This is a genomic window from Luteolibacter algae (assembly GCF_042683045.1).
GTDB lineage: Bacteria > Verrucomicrobiota > Verrucomicrobiia > Verrucomicrobiales > Akkermansiaceae > Luteolibacter > Luteolibacter algae.
Genome location: NZ_JBHUIT010000002.1, coordinates 675,942 through 700,627 on the forward strand (window position 1 = coordinate 675,942; position 24,686 = coordinate 700,627).

22 protein-coding genes are annotated in these 24,686 nt (G+C 50.8%); all 22 read right to left on the reverse strand.

All coding sequences use genetic code 11. The features are described from left to right. Positions 1 to 9: 9 nt before the first annotated feature. Complete coding sequence (locus tag ACFSSA_RS04095; RefSeq protein WP_386818566.1) at positions 10 to 1,161, reverse strand: glycosyltransferase family 4 protein; 1,152 nt, start codon at positions 1,159 to 1,161, stop codon at positions 10 to 12. 54 nt (positions 1,162 to 1,215) lie between these two features. Next, entirely contained in the window at positions 1,216 to 2,766 is a 1,551-nt protein-coding gene (locus tag ACFSSA_RS04100; RefSeq protein ID WP_386818568.1) for a hypothetical protein, read from the reverse strand. A gap of 151 nt (positions 2,767 to 2,917) precedes the next feature. Then, positions 2,918 to 3,745 (reverse strand): glycosyltransferase family 2 protein, encoded by an 828-nt coding sequence (locus ACFSSA_RS04105; RefSeq protein WP_386818570.1) that lies wholly within the window; start codon positions 3,743 to 3,745, stop codon positions 2,918 to 2,920. Beyond that, complete coding sequence (locus tag ACFSSA_RS04110; RefSeq protein WP_386818572.1) at positions 3,714 to 4,760, reverse strand: acyltransferase family protein; 1,047 nt, start codon at positions 4,758 to 4,760, stop codon at positions 3,714 to 3,716. The genes ACFSSA_RS04105 and ACFSSA_RS04110 overlap by 32 nt, the downstream gene beginning before the upstream one ends. Before the next feature lie 34 nt (positions 4,761 to 4,794). Beyond that, a complete protein-coding gene (locus ACFSSA_RS04115; protein ID WP_386818574.1) occupies positions 4,795 to 5,634 on the reverse strand; it encodes an alpha-1,2-fucosyltransferase in 840 nt (279 codons plus the stop codon). Positions 5,635 to 5,638: 4 nt separating this feature from the next. Then, positions 5,639 to 6,751 (reverse strand): glycosyltransferase family 61 protein, encoded by a 1,113-nt coding sequence (locus tag ACFSSA_RS04120; protein ID WP_386818576.1) that lies wholly within the window; start codon positions 6,749 to 6,751, stop codon positions 5,639 to 5,641. Positions 6,752 to 6,764: 13 nt separating this feature from the next. Beyond that, positions 6,765 to 8,321: a lipopolysaccharide biosynthesis protein gene (locus ACFSSA_RS04125; protein ID WP_386818578.1), complete on the reverse strand. Its 1,557-nt coding sequence runs from the start codon at positions 8,319 to 8,321 to the stop codon at positions 6,765 to 6,767. A gap of 47 nt (positions 8,322 to 8,368) precedes the next feature. After that, positions 8,369 to 9,088 (reverse strand): FkbM family methyltransferase, encoded by a 720-nt coding sequence (locus ACFSSA_RS04130; RefSeq protein ID WP_386818580.1) that lies wholly within the window; start codon positions 9,086 to 9,088, stop codon positions 8,369 to 8,371. Beyond that, positions 9,085 to 10,149 (reverse strand): hypothetical protein, encoded by a 1,065-nt coding sequence (locus ACFSSA_RS04135; RefSeq protein WP_386818582.1) that lies wholly within the window; start codon positions 10,147 to 10,149, stop codon positions 9,085 to 9,087. The genes ACFSSA_RS04130 and ACFSSA_RS04135 overlap by 4 nt, the downstream gene beginning before the upstream one ends. Before the next feature lie 227 nt (positions 10,150 to 10,376). Then, the gene (locus tag ACFSSA_RS04140) at positions 10,377 to 11,477 is read right to left on the reverse strand and encodes a glycosyltransferase family 4 protein (protein WP_386818584.1); all 1,101 of its coding nucleotides are present in this window, start codon (positions 11,475 to 11,477) and stop codon (positions 10,377 to 10,379) included. A 148-nt stretch (positions 11,478 to 11,625) separates the two neighbouring features. After that, positions 11,626 to 12,870, reverse strand: coding sequence for a sulfate adenylyltransferase subunit CysN (gene cysN / locus ACFSSA_RS04145; protein WP_386818586.1), 1,245 nt, complete (start codon positions 12,868 to 12,870; stop codon positions 11,626 to 11,628). A 130-nt stretch (positions 12,871 to 13,000) separates the two neighbouring features. After that, positions 13,001 to 13,906, reverse strand: coding sequence for a sulfate adenylyltransferase subunit CysD (cysD, locus tag ACFSSA_RS04150; RefSeq protein WP_386818587.1), 906 nt, complete (start codon positions 13,904 to 13,906; stop codon positions 13,001 to 13,003). A 199-nt stretch (positions 13,907 to 14,105) separates the two neighbouring features. Beyond that, positions 14,106 to 14,699: an adenylyl-sulfate kinase gene (cysC, locus tag ACFSSA_RS04155; RefSeq protein ID WP_386818589.1), complete on the reverse strand. Its 594-nt coding sequence runs from the start codon at positions 14,697 to 14,699 to the stop codon at positions 14,106 to 14,108. 173 nt (positions 14,700 to 14,872) lie between these two features. Next, complete coding sequence (locus tag ACFSSA_RS04160; RefSeq protein ID WP_386818591.1) at positions 14,873 to 16,261, reverse strand: nucleotide sugar dehydrogenase; 1,389 nt, start codon at positions 16,259 to 16,261, stop codon at positions 14,873 to 14,875. Positions 16,262 to 16,309: 48 nt separating this feature from the next. Further along, positions 16,310 to 17,077 (reverse strand): WecB/TagA/CpsF family glycosyltransferase, encoded by a 768-nt coding sequence (locus ACFSSA_RS04165; protein WP_386818593.1) that lies wholly within the window; start codon positions 17,075 to 17,077, stop codon positions 16,310 to 16,312. A 44-nt stretch (positions 17,078 to 17,121) separates the two neighbouring features. Continuing rightward, entirely contained in the window at positions 17,122 to 18,240 is a 1,119-nt protein-coding gene (gmd, locus tag ACFSSA_RS04170) for a GDP-mannose 4,6-dehydratase (RefSeq protein WP_386818595.1), read from the reverse strand. Positions 18,241 to 18,266: 26 nt separating this feature from the next. Next, a complete protein-coding gene (locus tag ACFSSA_RS04175; protein WP_386818597.1) occupies positions 18,267 to 19,202 on the reverse strand; it encodes a GDP-L-fucose synthase family protein in 936 nt (311 codons plus the stop codon). Positions 19,203 to 19,268: 66 nt separating this feature from the next. Continuing rightward, positions 19,269 to 20,414, reverse strand: a complete 1,146-nt coding sequence (locus ACFSSA_RS04180) for a UDP-galactopyranose/dTDP-fucopyranose mutase family protein (protein ID WP_386818599.1) — start codon at positions 20,412 to 20,414, stop codon at positions 19,269 to 19,271. A 194-nt stretch (positions 20,415 to 20,608) separates the two neighbouring features. After that, positions 20,609 to 21,163 carry a transcription termination/antitermination protein NusG gene (gene nusG, locus ACFSSA_RS04185; RefSeq protein ID WP_386818601.1) on the reverse strand — a complete coding sequence of 185 codons (555 nt, stop codon included), beginning with the start codon at positions 21,161 to 21,163 and terminating at the stop codon, positions 20,609 to 20,611. Next, positions 21,160 to 21,672: a GbsR/MarR family transcriptional regulator gene (locus ACFSSA_RS04190; RefSeq protein ID WP_386818603.1), complete on the reverse strand. Its 513-nt coding sequence runs from the start codon at positions 21,670 to 21,672 to the stop codon at positions 21,160 to 21,162. Before ACFSSA_RS04190 ends, nusG begins: the two co-directional genes overlap by 4 nt. Before the next feature lie 113 nt (positions 21,673 to 21,785). Continuing rightward, entirely contained in the window at positions 21,786 to 22,547 is a 762-nt protein-coding gene (locus tag ACFSSA_RS04195; RefSeq protein WP_386818604.1) for an Hsp33 family molecular chaperone HslO, read from the reverse strand. 138 nt (positions 22,548 to 22,685) lie between these two features. Beyond that, positions 22,686 to 24,566 (reverse strand): RNA polymerase sigma factor RpoD, encoded by a 1,881-nt coding sequence (gene rpoD, locus ACFSSA_RS04200; protein WP_386818606.1) that lies wholly within the window; start codon positions 24,564 to 24,566, stop codon positions 22,686 to 22,688. Positions 24,567 to 24,686 lie beyond the last annotated feature (120 nt).

Genomic DNA, 24,686 nt, shown 5'->3' on the forward strand with positions numbered 1-24,686 from the left:
GGACTGGTTTCATCGATCTGAGTTGGATTCAACTTGTGGGCCGGAACCTGAAAGTTCCCGGATGAACGATGCGGTTCTTCGCCCGAGAAGTTTGACGTCGTATTTCTCCGCCAGCTTGCGTGCGGCTCTTCCCATCGTGCGGCACCGCTCTCTATCATCCATTAGATATTTCATACGCTCTGCCAATTCATCGACATTATCAGCATCGATGGAAAACCCGGTGACTCCTTCCTCGACAAGTGTTTCCACCGCACCAGCTGTGTTTCCTACGATAACGGGTAATCCGCTGGCGGTGGCTTCGTGAACGGTTACAGCATAGGTATCGCCTGCCGTTGGCAATACATATGCATTGGCATCCCGGTATTCGCTTCTCAGAAAATCACCTTCAAGAAAGCCAGCGATCGAGAGCCATTCTTCTTTTTGCCCGGCTAGCCAACCGGATAGCGGACCCGTGCCAACCACTCTGAGCTCAAACTCGTAACCCTCGGTTCTTAGCTTTCTTGCTGCCTGGACGAGCTGTTTTATCCCCTTTTCCTCCCGAACACCTGCAGCGAAGAGAAAGCGAAAAATTCCCGCTCTTTCATTTTCTGGAGGATGATAGTCGTCGGTGTTGATGGCATGGGGAGCAAAATTAATGGGAGCATCCGCCGGATGATCCCGTCGTGTTGCTTCCATCGTTTGCGCGATCACACCTTGATAGAGGAATGAAACGAATTTTTGATAAGCGAGTTGGGTTCTGGTGCAGGAATGCTCGGGTGGATTCGAGCCCAGATCCGAAGACAATAGGCAGAGGCGCTCGTTGAAGCTAGCCCAGAAGGCAGCGGCGAGGCAGAATGGAGAATACTCGTGCGTCCATACAACCTTGGGGTTCTTGCTGTCCAGGATTCCAAAAAGCTTCCGGTTTGGTAGCACCGGGTTGAAAGGCAATTTTTTCGTTAGTGTATTCTGAAATTCCGAGGGCGAAGCTTCTATGATCTCCAGATGACTGCTGTTCCCGCTTGCGTTTGCCCACGGATGATCATTGGCGCCTAATTTGGCAACGATGAGCACGACTTTCCATCCTGCAGCTTCAAGAGCGATGGCAACTTCATTATAGAAGCTGACACGGTAGGGAGCTAGTGCCTTCGAAACGATACACAGCACAGGAATATTAGATTTCACGGGCAATCTTTGAAATTATGAACAATGCATGCGGGAATTCCACCTACCTGATCGTTAGTGATGTGGCACGGCATTGCCGAAGCGGTTCATGCTGCGGCGTTGTGGTGGTGCAAGCGGTTGCTCTGGTATGGCCTCCGCGATTTCGGGCGCTTGATCTTTATTCCAGATGAAAATCGAGTAAGCGACTCCCAGAAACATGCACCAAAAGAAATTAATAGGAAAATACAGAATCATCGCGCCTTGGCTGAATCCGCCAGACATCAGGCCGATTCCCAAGGCTGCAAAATATGTAGTCAGCAGACGATGAGGACCTTTTGGCATTTTGAAGAGTTTACCAAAGGCAATCAAGGTCCCCCCGAGGAAGCAGATTAGGAAAATACTCAAAGGAATGTATCCAATCATGACCAAGGTTTCGGTAAGAATATCGTGAATCCAGTCGACCTGGTGATTGGACCCTGCGGCAGCTAGCCCAAAGGGGGTCCATAGTTTGGGGTCGGTGGCAAAACTGGCCATACTATCGAGACGTGCATCAAGAGTTCCCAGAACCATCATTTGCCGCATTTCGGCGGATGTTCCGAATTTTTCGAACAGGATATCCTGGGCATTTACCATGGTTCGGGATTCCAGCAAATAGTCGGCGGAAAGGTAAAGAGTAGTCACTGCTACCAGTGCCGTGAAAAACGCGGTGTAGGTGAGCGCCCGGCTTTGAAGACAGATGAAAGCCAACAGAGCGACAATTGCGCATGCCCAGCCCGTGCGGCTGAAAGTGTAATAAGCGCCTGCCATGAAAAGAACCGCGCAGAGTATTCTCAATGGGTTGAACCACGCCTTTGAGGTTATTTTCCCGTCTTTCCATGATACCGGCAATAGTAGGGCCATGGCTAGAATCGATGAGACCATTGACAGAGCATGGGCACTGACCATTGTCCCCATGTTCCGGAAAACCTCTTCATCGAGTTGGCGTATTTCAATGGTCATCCCGGATAGCAGATATTGCATTTCAAAGTTAGCCAGTCCGAAGTGGGCCTGTTGGATCGCCCACAACGCTGCTGGTAGGTAAATGAGAACTGTGGCCCGTAACAGAGATTTGATTTCCGCAAGGTTCCGGAAGATGCGCGGCACAAGGAGCGGCATATACAGGTAGGCGACCATGTTGACCCCGTTCCCGATTCCTCGTAGTCCCCCGGCCATGATCAATTGAACTCCGCCTAGTCCGACACACAAAAAAGTAGTGGCACCGAATAAGAGTAGATCGCGTTTGGTCACATTCGGGGACTTCATGATCACATCCACTACGAACTTGAGCACCATCCCGGCCACCAACGCTGGAGCAAAACCAAGCAGGAAGGCCAAATCGATATCCGAAAAGCGACTGTCAAGGATCATGAATCGCTTGATGAGGTCCAGATAAGCTCCAGAAAAAAGTAGCAGATAAAAAGCAAACCGTGGGATCATCAGTCCGACAAATGCCGCAAGTGGAGTCAGATAACGGAATGAACTTCCCAAAACATTTCCCGATGAAGAGAAGATCTGGACAGTGAATACCACCGATAATGCGGCGAATACGATGAGCGCCAGGGTTTTGAGTATCGCGTTTTGCTGCATAGGATGAATGGGTTGGGTGAAATGCTCGCTCCTTTTTCACTCCTGAGATACGGGAGTATCGGCTTGCTCGCAAGCTGGAAAGGGGCAGCTGACAAGCTTGCCCCCTAGTTTTTCCCCGCTCTTACGACTAAGGTTTCAGCGTAAAAAAATCTCAGCGTCCTACCAAAATTCGTAAGAAGGGTGAGATCGACGTATAGGGCCATTTCCAGCCCATATTCCTTTTGCAAAACACGACCCATTCGCGGAAAGGTAGTCCTTTTGGCTGCTGCAAGAGCCTGAGCCGCTGAATTCTCGGCAGGGTTTTGTCCCGCCAGGTGCCGGTGACCGGATTGCTACCGCAAGTTCCTAAAAACTCAGACGATTTTTTGATCACGATACCTCTACGTGTGGCTTGTATACCGTAGTCAGTATCTCCCATAGCATGAGTGTAGGTATGATGCAGTATACCGAGCTCCTTGAAGACAGCTCTGGGAACAACCACGCAATTCGCGTTGAATGTATCGCCGTTTTCAGAGTCCGATGGTCGTAGTAGACCCTTGGAATTGTGAACGGCTCCATAGTTGACTTCTCCAGTCAGATCGTCTGCTATCGTTGCTACCCCAATGATTCTTGAATCGGGGCTAATAACTATCTTGAGTAGCCTGTTTAGGGCATCCTCTCTCAAATGCGTGTCATCGTTGAGCAAGAGGTAATACTCCGGGTCATCGGGTGCAGCAGCTTTCCATGCCTCCCTCATTCCACCGCACCAATAGAGATTGCCGGATCCCTTAATCACTCGGACTTGAGGGAATTGTTTTTGAACGGCATCCGCAGTTCCGTCATTAGAACCGTCATCGACTAAGATCACACCCAGATGCGTCCCCGCTGGGAGAATCTGTCCGTATAGACGCTCTAGGCATGTCAGGGTGTGGTTCCGTCTATTGTGGCTTGTTATGAGTGCGGTCATATTAATCATGCCTGGTGATTCTTCGCTTTCCATACCTGTTGAACGGTTTTTCTATCCAGTTATAAATTATAAACGATGCTGAGATTATCGGAAGGAATACTATTATCAAATATTGAGCTATCGTCAAGTAGGGGTTAGTGAAAATTCTGATTTCTTTTTGAATAAACGGGCTGTAAAATAAAATCAGGAGTGGCCAGTGTATCAGGTATGTTGAATAAGATATTTTACCTAGGAAACAAGATGCTTTGACTATCCTTGTTGATTCATATTTGGTAGCAAAATGATTTAGGTGGCCTGGTAGTGTTGATCCCAGAGCGAACGTCCAAATGGTCAGCGAAATATTCTTGGTAAATGCGGCAACCAATAATGCTGTGAGCAGAATAATCCAAATCGATATATTTATATTTGTTTTTTTTAGCTTGTTCCAGCTAACGTAGGAAAGTATGCCAATAAAAAAGTAATGTAGCTTCAGTGGGAGAAATGATGGGAAAATAAAAGCATGCTCCAGATTAGTTAGGCGACTTATCGCCATGCAGGCTATAAGTAATAAAATGACCCAAACTTTTTGAGATTTAATTGCAATGAATAAGAATGGAGCTACGAGATAGAACTGCCACTCTAATGAGATCGACCAACTAGGGGGTAGCAGACTGCTGGATATTCCGGGTAGTAGAGATTCGGGAATTATCCCGTGCAGCATTGTTAGGTTGGAGAGAAATACTAAAGGTGGATTATTAGAATTCAGATATTTTGGTAGAATGCTGGCTATTAATATGCATACTACAAATGCTGGCCAAAGCCGGAAAAAACGGCCTTTGATAAAGCTAATCCAATTTGTCTCACGTTCAAGTAGCAAGGATATGACAAATCCACTTAATATAATAAATACGTTTACAGCATGCCCCCCCCAGATGGCTTGGATGAAGACTTCGGGAAAAGTATCAGGCAGGAATATTCGGATGTGGTCGGCAACAACCCACCAACAGAGAAAACCGCGTAATGCTTCAAATTGCCAAATTCTGGTGTTTTTAGAAAGGGAGTTTTCCATGCTTTCGAATTTAAAATATATTATCTTTATTTTTTTATAAAGAAGTCCAAGTATTTGGAATAATGTTTTTGCTGCTAAAGTTTTTCATCCACATCTCAGGAGCAACAACTTGCTTTGAATTTGAGGGGTTCAACCATGCCCCCCACCAAGAGTAGCTGCTATTTACGATTATATGATGATCGCACGCTGCCATTAGTCTTAGATCATGAAGGGGGTCGTCGGAGGAACCTTGGAGATCTGCGAACACAAAGTCTTCTTCTAGAAAATGTTTTTTACACCACGGAATATCATCGGAAAACACACAGAATCGGAGGTTTTCATGGCGGCTGCGGAACCATTCGATGGCTTTTTTATGATAATCGGAGGCTAAGCATTGGGTATCCTGAATTGCCAGATAGTCACCCCTACGCACATGAAGCGATACGGTTAGTTGTTCATGGAGTTTATTCTCAAAATCGACTGATTCCGGAGGAATCACAATTTTTGTCAAGTCGAGCTCATTTCGTATTTCTTGCTCTACACTGTCGAACAGAATTGGGCTCTGGAAGAATCCAATGAGTAATGAATTGGCTGATGCAAGACTCAGATCTGGAACTAGGCCGTCAGAATGATCGATAATTACTGGGCCTGCATGAAGTATTTCAGGTTTTATCCGAAGAAATCTATTAGCTAATCTTTTCAGAATTGTAAATTTACGCTCATATGTTGCGTTGATTGGCAGCCTTAAGAGATGTGAAAACGTTTCCGCATGAGCTTTGTTTGACCAAGCTCCATCGAGGATCAGTGAGGTATTATGGCGTTGCGCTAGCGCACGACCGACAGCGTATTGAAATAGATTATTGCCTGTCCTACCTTGAAGGAGTATGCGAATCATGTATCTAGGAGTTGATTGCTGTAAGTATATTCGAGTTTATCGATTTATTATTGTTGATTATGTAATTATATTTTATTCCTTTGTAGAAGGCGATTTGTTCGTAACAGCTATTTAAGTAATCCTCTTGAAATATCTCTATTATTTTCGTGTTATCTTTAGTCCATAAGATATTAGTCATAGCTGCTCCATGTAATCCTGCAATGATGCTTGCTGAACTAGATATCAGAATTTGTTCTCGTAATGTTAATTTTCCACAATCAATAATTTCAAATCCTTCGTTTATAAAGATATTTTCAATCTGGGAAATATTATCAGGTATTCTATTGCTTCCCACACGCGTGAAAAAAAGACGTCGTGAGCCATTCTCTTTTGAGAAATACGGAGAAAATTTTTGTTCTAGCCATGCATAAGCAATAGGATTCCATTTACCGGTATCCGCAGGAGGAGAAATGAAATAAAAACGTTCGGGCCTCACGCAAGGTTCGTCGTGGGTCTCACACCTATCGATTAATCCTAACATTTCCAAAGACTCGCTGACAAATGGGTAATCTGAAATAGGTATGATGATTTTTGGGAATTCAGGTAAGTGTTCCAATGCAGCAAGTCTTCCCAAACAATCGATCATCCAGTGATAATAGTTATTACCAGTTCCCCAGTTTGAAATAATTGATGTCCATGGACCGGGCAATTTTCTTTCTGGAGCTAGCCAGTAGCGGCCAATCCCTTGGCCATCTCTGATGCCTAGCCTTTCGGTGCAGTTGAAACTCCCCTCTAGAACTCCCTTGTTTTCGGTGTTTCTCCAAATCCTCAAACCACCAACTAGTCTGGCATTAGTTATCAGGAGCCAAAAGAATGGCCAATTCTTACTAAAATGTTGATTTTTATTATATAGTCTTGCGAGGCTATTTTCAGCGTTTTGGCCTTGTCCTTGATCATTCGAGATGATCATTCCGTTTTCACTGTTTTGTTTAAACTGGTCGAATGCTGAGAACCATCCACTTTGAGGACTAAAATATGAAATGGTTGGTATTATTGATACATGTTTGTCAAATCTCCTTAAGTATCTAAGATATGTGGCCTTTATTTTTGCGAGTGATTTATTAGCTATTGTTTGCATAAATCGGAGAATGTTAAAGAGCAGGAAGGGGAGTAGCTACGCCATTGCGAATTTTCAGCAGACATCTGATTGCTTGGATACTTCCTAACGCTATGGCTATAATGCCTACAGCGAGTTCTCTGAAGGTTGGTAGATAAGTTGTTCTGCCAAGAATATCAAAGGCTTCGGTGGCTTCGGAGCCGGAAGCACTCCAAGCACCTCCGATCAATATGAGTGAGAGGCCAACAATCAATGCGACCACTGCATTGCCGCAGACTGACCAAGTTTTGAAGCCGCAGAAGCGGGGACCTGCGTAGAGTGAATATGGAGCGCGAACGAGGAGGGGTAACAGGGCAAACGCTGCCGCGATCCCCGGCATACCGCCGAAATGAAATCCCATCCAGCAAAGTGCTACTCCCAGAGGTAATTCCAGCATGGCAAAACCGGCTGTTTTTCCCATTTTTCCGGCGAGCTGGAAAAGATCCGAAATACCATTCACGAAGGGGAACGTGATCATCCAGCAGGCAAACCAGAGATTGGTCCAGCCTCCCGCGTAAAAGTCGAGTTTAGCAAGCCAGCATACCAATGGACGGTTTCCCGCGATAATTCCTCCCGCACCGATTAATCCTACCCAGACACCGAGCTGATTTACCTTCCGGAATTTGTCTCCAAAGAGATCGATCTTTCCCGATACATAGAGTTTCTGCAAGTTTGGGAAGAATGCGTAGGTCGTGCGCTGGGCCACAGAGTGCAGCATACCAGGGCCGCGATTGGTTAGATTGTAAACAGGAACCAGTGGAAGGCCTCCCAGGCGTGCCAAAAGGAGTGCGGGCAAACTTTGCAACACAGACTCGACAATACCGATCACCGCCAAGCTGCTACTATAGGAAAAAAGTTCGTGGAAACGAGATTTTGTCCACCCGCTGAAATCGATTCTAATCCGGAACCCTTTGCCATGGACCTTCCAGACATAAATTACCCACCCAGTCGCCTGGCTGAACGCGAGAGCAGGGAAATAAGAGCGAACTCCAAAGCCAAGAGACAATAGTCCCCAAAAGCAGCCTAGCTGCAGCCAGGGCATTAGAGCCTGAACCAATGGAACCCAATGGAAACGTTCTTGGGCGATGAGAAGTCCCGGATAAGCCCGGAAAGGCATACCAACCGCGCTAACCGCAGTCATTCCGAGAAACAGCCAAAGGGTATCCCCGGTGTATTCGGAAGGTATGTTGAGTAGGCCTGTGAGAAATGGACTTAGGAAAAGTGATGCCAGAAACATGACCCCCCCCAGGAGTGCCAGAACACCGATCGATAATGTCCACCAGCGATTTATTTCGCGCTGATCGTCTGCGAGGATAGCGGCCGCGATCTTTCTCCCGGTTGCATTTCCTATTCCCAGATCAAGCCATAGTAGATACCCGACGATCGTGAAAACAATGCTCCACAATCCCATTTGAGTTTTGTTCAAATAGGATACGGCGATTGGAATCGAGACCAAACCACAGACTGCGGATGAAGCGAATGCCAGATAGGAAGCCGCAGCATTGCGAGCCGCATGGCTGTTTTTCAGGTTCTGAAAAGAAATCATAGCCATAGAGCGGACCTCGAAGAGGCTAGAAAAACGATCCGCGAGTCTTTGAACTAGTCGCGATGGAAGGTAATATTGGCTTGTAACAAGCGACCCGTTGTTTGATCGCAAAATTCAGGTTCAATATCGATGATGCCGTAGCCATGGTCCGCCATCAAAGTGATCATTTCTTGTATATTCAGTGCGCCGCTATAGAGAGGCGTCAAAGAAATTTCCATTTGGATGGTGTGGATTCTGTGAAGGCTCTTGACAGCGCCTGAAATAACTTGGTGTTCGAAACCCTGCGTATCGATCTTCAACCAGATGGATCTGTCGGCCTGGGATATTTCCGGAAGTAAATCATCGAGCGTTTCTACCTGAATTTCTTGATCCCGCACATACTTGGAATCCGGTGCTGCCTCTTCGTGGGATGGCAGCATATCGAGTAATGAGCTACTGAAAGAATTACCAGAGACATGGATAATACTGGTTCCTCTTTCAGCGCCGAGAGCGCAGTTTTTGACACGCCAATCTTTTGAGCGCGAAGCCACCGATTCGAGCACCGAGAAGGCATCGTTCAGGGGTTCGAAAGAATAAATTTCTCCGAGGTAGCCATTGTGTCGGAGTTCTTCACCGAATTGTCCGGCGTTTGCGCCCACGTCGATGACCAGGTCGACTCCGTAGAGCTTCATCTGGGCCTTTCGACGGGCGAGGGAATGAGTATCAGGACGATAACGCCTCAAATCATATCCTAGATTGTTGAAGACCTTTACTATTTGTTGCTTCCATGTCATGGCTTTTTTAGTCTGTGAATTGTGATCTGAGATGCTTGCTTTCCGACATTTCTGAGAAAATTTCTTCCGTGCCTAGCAACTCCTTTGGCTTTCATCCATATAAGTTCGGCGAATGAAACTTTGATGTGGAATAGGCGGGCTGCTCGTTGGGGATTGTCGGGATAACTTTTACCTGATGCGATTAGGTGAAACGCTTTGATTATCCCCAGTTTCTTTTCTGCAGGTAAGTGCCAAATAGTCAGATCCATTTCTGATCCATCAAGGTTGGAATACCATCCTCGGTCTGTCCAAATTCTTTTGATCATGTCGTTGGCAGAGGCGTCGGGTGATCCGAGCACTTCATAGACGTAGCTTAGCAGGTGTGCTTCTTCGTTGAACTTAGGTAAACCAGCTCTATGCCTCTCGATGGATATTTCGTAGGTTCGTCTGCCTAATTTTACGACTTCCGGAAGTATATCCGCGCGGCCGCAGAAAATTTCTCCCCCCGCATATCGGATAACCTCTCTATCGAGAGGCGGATCATATTCGGCCGCCAATCGGCCGAGATCCCTGTTGCTAAGTCCGTTCTCCGGGCTGTCATCATTGCTGCCCAGGTCGTATCGAAGGATTTTATCTTCTGCGATTCTTTCGATCAATTCCGCTGATAGGGGCCTTATGAAAACGCAGTCGGAATCGAGAAGTAGGACTGGAGTGGCTCCAGATGAAATGTCAGAGAGTTCTTGGAGTGCATCAAGAACTACGAACTGCGTATTCCATGCATTGTGGTAATCGCCGGGTGGCCGGGTGATGTCCTTCAAGACCCGTATCTCAACTTTGAGGCGTTCAAGGATTGGGCTAACGAAGAATCCATCGATCTTTTCCGGTGGAAGTTCATTCACAAGCAGCACTCTACGGCTTTCCGGGTGGTGAGTGGCTGCACTTGCGAAGAGAACCACAACAGAGCGCCAATAGTAATTCCTAACCTTCTGCGCACCAATATCTGTCCCCACTTGATGGTGTCTGGATTTATCTCCTTTAGGTGGAGAATACATCCAGGTAGCTATCGTAATGTCAGTTGGCATGTGGAATATTAGTTTTAAATTTTATTTAGAAGTCGCGCCCTAAGGGTCTTAGTATCAATCGATTCATTGCTTTCGGGAAGGAATGAATTACGGCTCTGATGCGTATCTGTTTAGTTTTGGTAAGTTATCGATTTGGGGGCCTTTTTATGGATATTGACTCGTTCTGAATGTAGTGGTAATCGATTTGATCTTTAGTGGGACTCCTTATTGTATGTTGTCATTGGGTTTTATTGGAGGATGTCACAGATTTTATTCAGGTGAATCTGTTTTGTTAACGATTCAACGTATTGCTTATTAGCATGGATGGTCAGGTTTCGGCGCAGGGTCTGGTCTGACGCCATTTTATCGATGGCCGCCGCCAATTGATTGATATCGCTTGGTTTTACCAACAGCCCGGTTTTTCCGTCTTCCACAAGGGATTTTATTCCTCTCCAGTCGGACGCAATGACTGGCAATCCGGCGGCCATGGCTTCGATGATGACGAGCGGGAGGTTTTCCGAGCTGTAATAGGAAGGGAACGCGAAGACATCGTGGGAGCGGAGAGCTTTCCATTTCTCGTCGCCATAGGCGGGAGCGGGAGGCGGGCAATCGACATTGGAAGGTAGCTCTGAAATGGCATTTTCTATCTTTGATCGGGTTGTCTCATCCGGCCAGCCACCGATCAGAGAGAGTTTGAAATTTTTCTCAGGAGATTGTTTACCCAGTAGCGTGACAGCGCTGATGAGATCGAGAACCCCTTTGTCGATGAAGAGGTTGCCAAGAAACAGAATACGGAAGGTGTCACTTTCCGTGCGTTCGGGTAAATACTCGGGGACATCAATTCCGTTCGGCACATCGAAGACCTGATTGCCCGGATAGATAGGGGCTGGGCAATATTTTCCGAGGCGTATGGTGCAGGCGCCTCTGCCGTAGGTGAATTGGCCGAGTTTCGAGCGTAGCGGAGAGGCTTCCAGGAATTCCACGAGATTACCGGAATGGTAATGAATGACGGTTCGTTTGAAAAGTGGACGGCACAGAGCCAGAAATAGAAAGTCCCGGGTGAAGGGGACCCATGCGCCGCTTCCTGCGGTGTAGTAGAGTGTTTGTGGCCGCTTCCAAAGCCAGAGAAGCCAAGCTTTTAAAATAAGGGGGAAGAGACTTAGTGCCTTGGAAAGTGAAAGTTTGCCAACTGTGTCAATGCTCTTGCTGGAGCGGATGGGTAGTAAGATTTTTTCGATGGGAGAGAGATCCGCATCGAATAAAGCCTTTGTGGCAATGGATTGTCCGTGAACCGGCGGGGGCACGACTCCTACCAACATGACTTTTTGTTTGGCTGAGTCGGATTTCATGATCGTGGGGAGGGCAGAGCGTGGGAAAAGACGCTATGACAGATTGGTTAACACAGAAGCGCGACTCGCACGGGGTGGTGTGCGAGTCGCGTGGTAGAAGAAGAGGGCTGTTTGAGCTCGGGAGAAGCGTTGGCGCTTCTTGGTTCTCTTAGATGATCATGCCGGCGGCAACGGTTTCGTTGGTGCCGGGATCAATGAGAATGAAGGAGCCGGTATTGCGGTTGCGACGATAGCTATCGTGGATGAGCGGGACGGCGGTGCGCAGAGTGATGCGGCCGATGTCGTTCATGCTGAGGCTATCGATTCCTTCGATCTTGTGGAGGGTGTTCACATCGACCTGATATTTGACCTCCTGGATGATGGCTTTTGTCTCTTGGGTGGTGTGGCGGATGATGAGCTTTGCACGGGAAGGCATTGCTTTGGTGGAGAACCAGCAGACCATGGCTTCGATATCCTGGGAGACGCGCGGAGGGTTGTTGCACTTCACGATGGTATCGCCGCGTGAGATATCGATCTCGTCGGTGAGTGTGAGGCAGACGGATTGCGGGGCAAAGGCTTCGGTTTTTTCGCCGTCAGGTGAGTGGATGGCCTTGACGTGGGTTTTGAACCCGGAAGGGAGCACGGTAACCTCATCGCCAGGCTTGAAAACGCCGCCTGCCACCCGGCCCGCGTAGCCGCGGAAGTCGTGAAACTCATCGGACATCGGGCGGATCACCCATTGAACCGGGAAGCGCGCATCGACGTGGTTTTCCTCGCCGCCGACGTATACGTTTTCCAGATGGTAGAGGAAAGTAGGGCCTTCATACCACGCCATGCTTGCTGATTTTTCGACGACGTTGTCCCCGTTCAAAGCGGAGATCGGGATGGCTGTGATATCCACGATGTTATCGAGGCGGGATGCGAACTCGCGGAAATCCTTTACGATATTGTTGAAGACCTCTTCCGAGTAGTCGACGAGATCCATTTTGTTCACTGCGACGACGAGGTGCTGGATGCGAAGGAGATTCGCGATGAAGGAGTGGCGTTTGGTCTGCTCGATAACTCCTTTGCGGGCATCGATCAAAATGATGGCAAGGTTGGCGGTGGAAGCACCAGTAACCATGTTCCGCGTGTATTGGGTGTGCCCCGGGGTATCCGCGATGATGAATTTCCGTTTCGGCGTGGCGAAGTAGCGGTAGGCGACATCGATGGTGATGCCTTGCTCGCGCTCGGCTTTGAGGCCGTCTGTGAGGAGGGCGAGATTGACGTTCTCATCACCGCGTTTGCGGGAGGATTCTTCCATGGCTTCGAGTTGGTCCTCGAAGATGGATTTTGAATCATAAAGCAGGCGGCCGATTAGTGTGGATTTTCCGTCATCGACGGAACCGGCGGTAGTAAAGCGAAGGAGGTCCATTGGAAGAAGTGGGAAGTGATCAGAGTTTAGTGATCAGGAAAAAGGAAGAGGTATGCTGGTTTGGAAGGTGTGGGATTGGAAGAAGATGGCTCAGTGGGCGATGTGAATGCCTACGGATTACCTTGGGCTATTAGAAATAGCCTTCCTTCTTACGGTCTTCCATGGCGGTTTCCGAGCGCTTGTCATCGGAGCGGGTTCCGCGTTCGGTTTGGCGGGCAGCGGACACTTCCGCGATAACTTCGTCGAGATTGGAGGCGTTGGAACGGACGGCACCGGTGCAGGTGGCATCGCCAATGGTGCGGAAACGGACGATTTCCTTGGTTACTTTTTCATGCTCCTGTGGCTTGAGGAAATCGGTCACCGCGAGGAGTGTGCCGTTACGCTCGAAAACTTCGCGCTCGTGGGCGAAATAGATGGAGGGCAGCGGGATTTCCTCACGTTGGATATACATCCAGATATCCATTTCGGTGAAATTGGAGAGAGGAAAGACGCGGAAGTGTTCGCCCGGATTGCGGCGGCCGTTAAAGAGGTTCCAGAGCTCCGGACGTTGGTTTTTCGGATCCCATTGGCCGAAGTCATCGCGGTGCGAGAAAAAGCGTTCCTTGGCGCGGGCCTTTTCCTCATCGCGGCGTCCGCCACCGAGAGCTGCGTCATATTGATGTTTTTCCAGAGTATCGAGGAGCGTGACGGTCTGGAGCTTGTTGCGGGAAGCATTCGGTCCCTTTTCTTCGACGACGCGACCGGTATCGATGGATTCCTGGACGGAGCCTACAACCAGCTGGGCACGGAGAAGTTTTACGAACTCATCGCGATAGTGCATGGTTTCCTCGAAATTGTGGCCGGTATCCACGTGAACGAGAGGGAAAGGAGGACGTGCAGGCCAGAATGCCTTTTTCGCAAGCCATGCCATGACGATCGAGTCTTTGCCGCCGGAGAAAAGCAAAGCGGGATTTTGAAACTGGGCGGCAGTTTCCCGGAGAATGAAAATAGCCTCGGCTTCGAGTTGATCGAGGTGGGAGAGATTATAATTGGGCATGGCTTGGTTTAAAACGATGATGCTGAAAAGCGGCAGCCGGATGAGCGGGTGCGTGCTACGTGCGGGAACATGCAGCCCGCTGCAGCAATGAGTCAAGGAATAATTAGTAACTTGAGTGATTAACTAATCATTGGGGCCGTGATGGCGACTGGAATTGAATTCCCTTGGGAAAGAGGCCGGGCCCGCTTCGCGATGCTTTTCACAGGGTGCTGATGCGGGGCAGAATCCCTTCAACCAATTCAATGGCTGCATCTTCCACGCTGAGCGCCTCGGTATCGAGGGTGAGATCCGGATTCTGCGGCTCCTCGAAGGAGCTGGCCTGGCCGGTGAAATTCGGGATTTCGCCTTTAGCCGCTTTTGCATAGAGGCCTTTGACATCGCGTTGCTCGCAGGCTTCGTAGGATGCTTTTACATACACTTCGAAAAGGTTTTCCTCCCCGACAATTCCACGAGCAAGGTCCCGTAGCTCGCCGCGGGGAGTGATCGCGGAGATGAAAACGATCACCCCGTTGTTGACCAGGATTTTTGTGAGTTCCGCAAAGCGGCGGATATTTTCGAGGCGATCCTCATCGGAAAAGCCTAGATTGGAGTTAAGTCCGGAGCGGAGATTATCGCCATCGAGAATGATCGTAAAGTGGCCCTGTTGGTGCAGGACGCGCTCCGCGGCATTGGCGATGGTTGATTTTCCCGAACCGGAAAGCCCACACATCCAAATGGCCAGGCCTTTCTGTTTCAGAAGGCTTTCCTTGTCGTGGCGGTTGAGAAAACGGTGGAACTCTGTGTGGATATTCATGAGCTGGACTGAAAGATTAGGTGCCGGGCCGCGCTTTTACCATGGTTTCCATGGCAGTCAGCGCTGACTACAGCGGATCTATGATGTTACAGGAATTTGTGTGAAGTTCTAGTTTAACTTCTCTGCCTGAAAATCATTCTTTTTGAGACGAGCCAGCGCATGGCGTTGGGCATTTACTCGCCTTTGCCGATGATGAAGGCATCGAAGCCATGATCCTTCAGTGCGGAGGCCGGAAGGATGGCGCGGCCATCGAAGACGAAGGCTGGCTTGAGCATCAGCTCGTAGATTTTTGGAAGATCGAGATCGCGGAACTCGTCCCACTCGGTGAGCGTTGCCAGGGCGTGCGCGTCCTTCGCCGCAGCATACGGATCCGAGACGATTTCCAGATTGGAATCAATCAGTGACTGGGAAACGCCAGCCTCAAGGAGGTCCCGGTGGATGGTTGCCACTGTCACCCTAGGATCGTAGAGCGCGACATGTGCGTTTTCCGCCAGGAGGTCACGGCAGACGTTGATCGCAGCGGATTCGCGGGTGTCGTTGGTATCCTTTTTGAAAGCGAAGCCGAGAATGGCAATGCGCTTGCCATTGACCGTGTTGAAGAGGGTGCGGACGATTTTTTCCACAAAGCGGGATTTCTGCCAGTCATTGATGGCGACGACCGAGCGCCAGTAGGCGGCGACTTCCGGGAGGTTGAACGACTCGCAAAGGTAGACGAGATTGAGGATATCCTTCTGGAAGCAGGAGCCGCCGAATCCGACGGATGCTTTAAGGAATTTTGGCCCGATGCGGGAATCGCTGCCGATGGCGCGCGCGACTTCATCGACATCCGCTCCGGTGGCCTCGCAAAGTGCGGAGATGGAATTAATCGAGGAAATCCGCTGGGCAAGGAAAGCATTGGCGACGAGCTTGGAGAGCTCTGAAGACCAGAGATTTGTGGTGATGATGCGCTCGCGTGGGACCCAGTTCGCGTAGACGGAAACGAGAGCTTCGAGGGCTTCCTGGCCTTCCGGAGTTTGCTCGCCGCCGATGAGGATGCGGTCCGGGTTCTCCATATCGGTAACCGCGGTTCCTTCCGCGAGGAACTCCGGATTGGATAGAACCTGGAAGGTGGCATTGGTGGTGGAGTTCGCGGCGATGATGGTCTGGATCGCGGTCGCGGTTTTCACCGGAATCGTGGATTTTTCCACAATGATTTTGTTGCCATGGGAGACCTCTGCGATCAGTCGTGCCGCGGACTCGATGTAGCGCAAATCCGCCGCGCGTCCCGCGCCGATGCCGTAGGACTTGGTGGGTGTGCCGACGCAGACAAAGATGAGATCCGCGGCAGCGATGGCAGGCTTGATATCGGTGGTGAAATGAAGGTTCGTGCCACGGGCTGACTCGACAACCTCCTGAAGACCCGGCTCGTAAACCGGCAGGGAATCCGAGTTCCATGCATCGATGCGAGCTTGGTTCATATCGCAAACAGTGACCTGGATGTCAGGGCATTTGGCGGCGATCATCGCCATGGTGGGACCGCCGACATAGCCAGCGCCTAAGCAGCAAATAGAGGATATTTTCATATGGTTTGCGTAAAGTTTGTAAGTTGGAGATAGAGGTGGCCCCTTTGATCAATTCTCGGCGAGAGCGTGATCCCGAAGGGTATGAAAGATGAATAAGGTGTTATAAACGAAGTAGCGTTTGAACAGGCGACGCGGTTCCATGGCCAGGCGGTAAGCCCATTCGAGCCCGAATTTCTGGATAGTGGCGGGAGCTTGCCTGACTTCGCCGGCGTGAAAGGCGAAAGCCGCGCCAATGCCGAAATAAACGGCGGGTGGCAGGCGGTGTTTGTTTGTCGCGATCCAATGTTCCTGCTTCGGGCAGCCGAGACCGACCCAGACATGATCCGCACCGGAGTCACGGATTTTTTCGATGATGTTTTCCGTTTCCTCCTCAGGCCATGTCCCAAAGGGTGGCGAGTAGCTTCCTGCGATTTTTGCCTTCGGGAAATCTTCCGAAAACCTGGATGTAAGCTCGGCCAGGGTTTGTTCCCGGCCGCCTAACAGAAAGTGGCTATGTGGGGAGCTGACTTTGTCAGTGGCCTCGAAGCACTTCAGCATAAGCGTTGGCCCATAGACGCGATCTTTCAGCCGGTCCTTTGGCGGGAGCTGCGCATTGACCGACCACACAAGGGGCATGCCATCCGGTGTGATCAGATCGAAAAGCCGGATGTTATTTCCAAACTCCACATCACTGCGTGAGAGCGCGGCGACATGGGTATTGGCCGCTTCCACGGCATAGGCGCGGTCTTTGAGCGCGGCTTTTTCAAGGATCCACTCAACCGCACCGGCGTAATCGGTAGCGGCGACGGGCAATCCTATTACTGGAAAAGTTCGCATGCGGTAGAGGCTCTATGCTGGAGGAGTGGCGGGAAAAGCAGGTTTTACTCCTTCGAGACAGCCACGTGGTGACCGTGGGCGTGGAGAAGTGCGTGGCGGCACGCGGTATCCAAATCGGAGGCGACCATTTCCGCGCACATCTCCTCGACGGTGATTTCCGGAACCCAGCCGAGTTTTTCCTTCGCCTTGGTCGGATCGCCCAAAAGTGTCTCCACTTCCGCAGGGCGGAAATAGCGTGGATCGACCCGCACGATCACATCGCCGACTTTTGCCGAAGGCGCTTTCTCCGCATCGGTCACGGAAGTGATGGTTGCGATCTCATCGATACCTTCGCCGCTGAATTCCAGCTCGATGCCTGCTTCCTTCGCCGACATGCGGACGAACTCGCGCACGGAGATCTGCTTGCCGGTGGCGATCACGAAATCGTCCGGCACATCCTGCTGGAGCATCATCCACTGCATGCGGACGTAGTCCTTTGCGTGGCCCCAGTCACGGAGTGCGTCCATGTTGCCGAGGTAGAGGCAGTCCTCGAGTCCCTGGGCGATGTTTGCCATCGCGCGGGTGATTTTCCGGGTCACGAAGGTTTCGCCACGGCGCGGGGACTCGTGATTGAAGAGGATACCGTTGCAGGCATACATTCCGTAGGATTCGCGGTAGTTTACCGTGATCCAGTAGGCATACATCTTCGCCACCGCATAAGGTGAGCGCGGGTGGAAAGGAGTGGTTTCCTTCTGTGGGATTTCCTGGACGAGACCGTAGAGCTCCGAAGTGGATGCCTGGTAGAAACGGGTCTTCTTTTCGAGGCCGAGGAAACGGATTGCTTCGAGCAGGCGGAGCGTGCCCATGGCATCGACATCCGCGGTGTATTCCGGAGCTTCGAAGGAAACGGCAACGTGGGATTGCGCACCGAGGTTGTAGACCTCATCCGGCTGCACCTCGCTGATGATGCGGGTGAGATTGGAGGAATCCGTGAGGTCTCCGTAGTGCAGCTTGAAACGGGCGTGCTCCACCTGTGGATCCTCGTAGATGTGATCGACGCGCTGCGTGTTGAAAAGGGAAGCGCGGCGCTTGATGCCGTGGACTTCGTAACCTTTTTCCAGGAGGAACTCAGCGAGGTAGGAGCCGTCTTGCCCGGTGATGCCGGTGATAAGTGCTTTTTTCATGGTAAGAAATTTTTCGAAAGTAGGAATCAGAGGCGGGCTTTGCCGGACTCGAGTGAACTGAGGAAATCCTGATAGGCGGCTGCCAAACCGGTCTCAAAGGGAGTTTTCGCGCTCCATCCGGTGGCGGCGATTACGGAGACATCCATCAGTTTTTTTGGTGTTCCGTCAGGTTTTGATGGGTCGGTAAGGATCTCGCCTTCGTAACCGACGGTTTTGGCAATGGTTTTGGCAAGATCGAGGATTGTGAGATCGGTGCCGGTGCCGACGTTGACCCAGTCAGGTGGGTTCTCAAGGGAGAGTAAATGGAAGCACGCTTCCGCGAGGTCATCGGTGTGGAGGAATTCACGGCAGGGTGTGCCTGTTCCCCAAATGGTTACAGAAGGTGCTCCGGAAGTTTTCGCTTCGTGGAAGCGCCGGATCAGCGCCGGTATGACGTGGGAATTTTCCGGATGATAGTTATCGCCCGGCCCGTAGAGATTTGTCGGCATCGCGGAATGATAGAGCAGACCGTGTTGGGCACGATAATGCTGGCACATCTTCAGCCCCGCGATTTTTGCAATCGCATAGGCTTCGTTGGTAATCTCAAGAGGAGAAGTCAGCAGGCAGTCTTCCGGCATGGGCTGGGGAGCCAGCTTCGGGTAAATACAGGAGGAGCCTAAAAACAGAACGCGGGAAATGCCCGCCCGGCGGGACCCTTCGATCAGGTTGCTGGCGATTGCCAGATTCTCGTAGATGAAATCCGCGGGATAAGTGGAGTTCGCGTGAATGCCGCCAACTTTTGCTGCAGCGATGATGACCGTATCCGGTTTGTTTTTCTCCAGAAAGGAAAAGACCGCAGCCTGATCCGTAAGATCCAATTCAGCACGGGTGGCGGTAAGAATATCGAGACCGAGGGATTCGGCTTTACGGACCAAAGCTGAGCCAACCATACCACGATGGCCCGAGATAAAAACGTTTTGCATATAAGAAATAAAGATTCGGGGAGTTATGTGATGTGTTGAAATTTGTAAAGCCGGAGTGCCTGTCTTCTAATTGAAACGCTTAATAAGCTTCTCGGATGTAGCAAGCGCCATGCCTGTTACCTGATCCATGTTATAATAACGGTAAGTCGCGAGGCGGCCGATAAATGTTGTGTCAATTTCTCCAGCTGCGAGTTCCGCGTATTTCCTGTATGCCGCAGCAGCATCTGGTGCCGGCACCGGATAGTATGGCTCTTCGCCAGGTGACCAATCCTTTGGAAATTCACGGACAATCGTCGATGCGTCAATCTGCTGTCCGGTAGCGTGCTTGATTTCCACAATACGGGTAAAAGGAATATCCTTGCCCGGGTAATTCACCTGCATCGCCGGTTGCCAGAATCCCTTTTTGCCGGAGATCGCTTCCCGTGAAACAAGTTCCTGGGCGGTGAACGATTCATTTTCAAAGCGGAGCGACCGATATGGAAGAGCGCCGAAACAGCGATCGAAATATTCATCAATTGCTCCGGTGAATATCAAATGATCGTGGGGAAAGCGTGCTCTGGCCTCGGTGAAATCCGTATTGAGGTGGAGTGATACGTTTGGGCTGTCTGCGAGAATGTTCTCGATCAATCGTGTGTAGCCTGCGGCCGGGAGTGCCTGGAAAGTTTCCGAAAGATACCGGTCATCCCGATTTGTCCGGATGGGGATGCGATTGCAGACGGAGGGGTCAAGCTCCCGCGGATGTCGCTTCCATTGTTTGAGAGTGTAGCCCTCGAAAAATAGCTCGTAGAGGCGTGGGCCGACTTGGGATAGAATCGCTTCCTCTGAGTTTTTCGGGGCGGGGATATCCAGCCGGTTTTCCTCAAGATATGTTTGGAATTGTGCTGTCGTAGCGGGTTTGCCGATCAGTTCCTCAAACGTATTAAGATTGATGGGAAACGACCAATATCTGTCTTCGGTATAGGATTTGATGGTGTAATCCACCTCGCGCCACTCTGTGAATTTCGATAGGTAATCGAGAATACGCTGCGAATTGGTTCGAAAGTAATGCGGACCGTAATTGTGAATCAATACCCCGGCCTTGTCATGGGAATCATGGGCGTTTCCGGCGAGATGGGAGCGCCGGTCGACCACGGTGCAGCTGTGACCGGCGTTCGAGAGCTGGTGGGCAGCGACAATACCGGAAAAACCGGCTCCAATGATGAGAAAACGCATGAATCTGAATAGCTGGAAGCTGTGTCCGGAGACGCTACCGCCTCTGGTCGATTTCTCTCAATTCTGAGTGAAAAACCATGAGGTGGGAGATTGCAGGTGATTTTTTCTGTCCGGAAAACTTCCGGGTGATTCGATGAAGGCGTAGCAGGTTCGTTTGTTCAATCAAAAATGAACAAAGTGAAAGTGGTTTGAAATCAAAGGTCGGGTTTCGGCTTGGCCGGGAGAAGAATGGAAAATAGGTCGAGATCGATGGGTTGGACCTGGCCAAGAAACTCCAGAAGAACTTTTACCCGATCCGCTGCGGGAACAATGCTCTGGATGGTTCCTTTCATGCCTTCGAAAGGGCCGTTGGCGATCTCGATTTCATCGCCTACTTCGATGGCCGGGGAGAGCGTGATGAGATCTTCCTGATCACCGGATTGTTTCGCGACCTGATCGATGAGTGAGATAACAAAATCCTCCGCCACGTGAGGGGTTTCCGAGCCGAAGCGAACCAGGCCGCGGACCCCCTGACAGTAGCCGACTGCGCGTTCCATTTCGGACAGATCGAATTTTGCAAGCAGGTAGCCTGGGAAAAGAGGCTCCAGCCACCAGATGGTGCCCCGCCTCGTCGCTTTGCGGTATTTGATCCGGGGGCAGAAGACTTCCACTCCATCCAGTCCGCGAAGGTGTTTTGCGGCGATGTGTTCCCGTTTTGTCTGAGTGCGCACGCAAAACCAACGGGCGATGTTTTCCGTGTCCGCGCTCATTGGCCGAGAATTTTTTGTAGCATGGGCAGCACCTGGCCCCCGCGTTTCATCCAGGCTTCCAAGCGCTCCAGCCGATCAGTCAAAAATTCGCGTTCGTCAGGATCCGGGATTGAAGCGGCCTTGTCGGAAAGGGCTTGAAGCTTTGAGTGGCCGCTTTCGATGTGGGGGCGTATTTGCTCCCTGATGAAACCGCCAACCAGCCGCTTGAGCTCGATTGCCGGTTCATAATATGTCCGGCGATCCCCATTGCCGGGAGCCTCGCGAACCGCGCCCAGAGTGCGCAAGGTCTTGAGTCCCTGGCTGGCAGAGCCTTTGGAGATCCCCAAAGTTTTTACAAGATCATCCAGAGAAAGCGGTGCCCGCGAAACGTAAAGCAGGCCGTATATTTCGCCCAGAGAGCGGGGTAGTCCCAATACGCGCACGCCATCGATGAAAAAATCCACGACTTGCTGCTGCAGGGAAGTTAATCCCTGGGACTGGTTTTCCGGTGGCTGTGAGGAAAGATCCACACGCCTTGATTATCGGGCATTAATGGATTGTTCAAGTTTTTTTGAACAACGCGATAACGTAGGGTTTGCCCCGGTAGATTCAGGTGCCGAAGGGATGTTTCCGGTGAACTGGCTCAGATCATATCCCGCGTGATCCGATAGCTGGCGGCACAACGCGGGCATTGGATGGTAATCTCGTCGGACTCCTGGAAAAGCTCGTCCGGCTTTTCGCGCCAGCTGCCAAGGATCGGGAGGATGCGATCGATAGTGCAGCCACAGTGGAAGCGGAACGGGCGGGTTTCAAGCAGATTGGTCTCCTCGGAATGCTCGATATCGGCAACCTGGCTGGAATCCAGCTGGGCGAGCCATTCGAGATCGGCATCCGGCTGTGCGGCAATAATGGCGAAGTTCTCATCGTCCAGGCGAAACGCGCGTGCCGGGCGTTGCTCGGACTGGGCGTAGAACTGGGAAAGCCACTCGACGGGATCCCGTCCTTCGATTTCCATGGTTGAGAGACGTGGCTCATTGGAAGTCGGAACCGTGGTCTGGCTGTAGAAAAAGTTCCGGTCAGGCTCGCGGATATCCTCGGTGAATATCCGTCCGGTGATGTATTCTTCGTTGGAGGAGCCTGTGACAAAAAGGTTGATCCTTGGTGCGCGCAGATTTGCTGTCCAGGCGATCGTTTCAGACCAGGGGCGCGCGGTAAGATGCAGTGTGAGAATGGCTAGTGAGTCCTTGAGCATTTGATCCAATTCTCCCGGATAGCGGAGCCCGTGCTCCATCAGATGGAGGTAATAATCCGTGTAAATCCCGGTGAATTGCCCGCGGACAAGCAGGCAGTTCCGGTGGCGGACGAAGATGGATTCTATTTTGGTGAAATCAGCTGGCTCGGTCATCTGTTGGAGACTTTAGACTAAAAATGTGGGAAGTGAAAATTTTACCACACGGGTGGTGGATCTGAAAAAACGGCTCCAGATATCTGAAGCCGTCTTTGGTGGAAAAATCTTTTGGGAGAAATTTCTTTTCGGGCGCCATCAGGCACCGGGGAGCTCGATGAAGCCTTCGAGTTTACGAATTCTGGTGGGGTGACGCATTTTGCGGAGTGCTTTTGCTTCGATCTGGCGGATACGCTCACGGGTGACCTGGAATTGGCGGCCGACTTCCTCGAGTGTGCGGCTATATCCGTCTTTGAGGCCGAAGCGTTGCTCCAGCACTTCGCGTTCCCGCTCTGTTAGAGTATCGAGAACATCTTTGATCTTATCCTTGAGCATGGAAAAGCCGGCTTCTTCCATCGGGTTGTCCGCGGCTTTATCCTCAATGAAGTCACCGAAGGAGGTGTCATCGGAATCGCCCACGGGAGCTTGGAGGGAAATGGGTTGCTGTGCCATTTTCAAGACCGCACGCACACGCTCCACCGGAAGGTGGATTTCTTCGGCAATTTCCTCCGGAGAGGGCTCGCGTCCGTATTCCTGAACCAGTTGTTTCTGCACGCGCATCAGCTTGTTGATCGTCTCGATCATGTGGACCGGAATGCGGATGGTTCTAGCTTGGTCCGCGATGGAGCGGGTGATCGCCTGACGGATCCACCAGGTGGCGTAGGTGGAGAATTTGTAACCGCGGCGGTATTCGAATTTTTCCACGGCTTTCATCAGGCCCATGTTGCCTTCCTGAATCAGATCGAGGAAGGATAGCCCGCGGTTCGTGTATTTCTTGGCGATCGAGATAACCAGACGAAGGTTGGCCTCGACCATCTCGGTCTTGGCTTTCAGGGCCTCTTTCATCCAATGGCGAAGGTCCCGGTAGGCTGGCTCGAAAGTCTCGTTGTTGAGCCAGGAACGCTGCTGGATCTCACGCATTTTGTTGATGAATTCCTTGTCCTCCGGGTGGGTTTGGAGGCGGCGTGAGTATTTCCAGAATTTATCAATGTAATCTTCAACCTGCTCACAGAAGTCCTCGATGACCTTCTGTTTGTAATAGAAGCGGACATAGACGCGGTGCATGGTGGCGAGGTTTTTCTCAAAGGTTTCTTCGAGTTTCTTCTTGCCGCGTGGATTCTTAACAGAGAGCTGGCGGAAAATATTGTCGTTTTCTTCGTGCAGCGCTTTGAGCTGATCACAAATTTTCGGGAGGCCTTTCATGTAGCGCTCGCGAGACTCGATTTTCTTGTCGAGGATAACGCGGTCGAAACGCTCTTTGCCTTTGTTCAGCTTATCAGCGAGCTCCAGATAATGCTCCGAGATGAAGCCGAACTTATGGAGATTTTTGGAAACTTCGATCTCGGCATCTTCGATGCGTTTGGAGATTTCCACTTCCTGTTCCCGTGTGAGAAGGGGGACCTGCCCCATCTGCTTGAGATACATCCGGACAGGATCGTCGAGGATATCAAGCTTCTGATCCGCTTTGGTTTCTTCTTCGTCACCATCGCCTTCGTCGCGCTTCTTGTCCTTGAATCGGTCGACTTCCGAAGCGTCGATGATATCGAACTCCATGTTGCGGAGGCGCTCCATGATGGCCTCAACATCGTCAGGATCGACGAGATCGTTCGGCAGGATTTCATTGATATCATCATAGGTGAGATATTCCTGCTCCTTTGCCAGCTTGATCAGCTCCCGGATCTTTTCCTGAATCTCCGGCGTGTCGATACGGCGCTTGGGATCCTTTTTTCCGCGTGGAGCGGCAGGTGCGGTGAGAGAGGAGATCGGTTGCTTGGTCTCCTTGGTTGCTTCTTTTGTTACCTTGGCCGGGCTTTCCTTTTTCGCGGCCGCCTTGGTTGGAGCTTCTTTTTTTGCAGAAGCTTTCTTTACTGCGGCAGTTGGCGCGGCCTTTTTCGCTGCTACCTTTTTGGCAGGTGCCTTGACTGCTTTTTTAGCTGCAGGCTTGGCGGCGGATTTCTTTGCGGAAGGTTTGGATGGCATGAGGAGCTGAGCTGCTTTGGAATGGGATAATTGGAGACAATCCACCCATTAGATGGGCACACGCAAAATTGCGGGCAAGCGGAATGAAGATGGTGATAGATAGTGCGTCAAGACATTTGT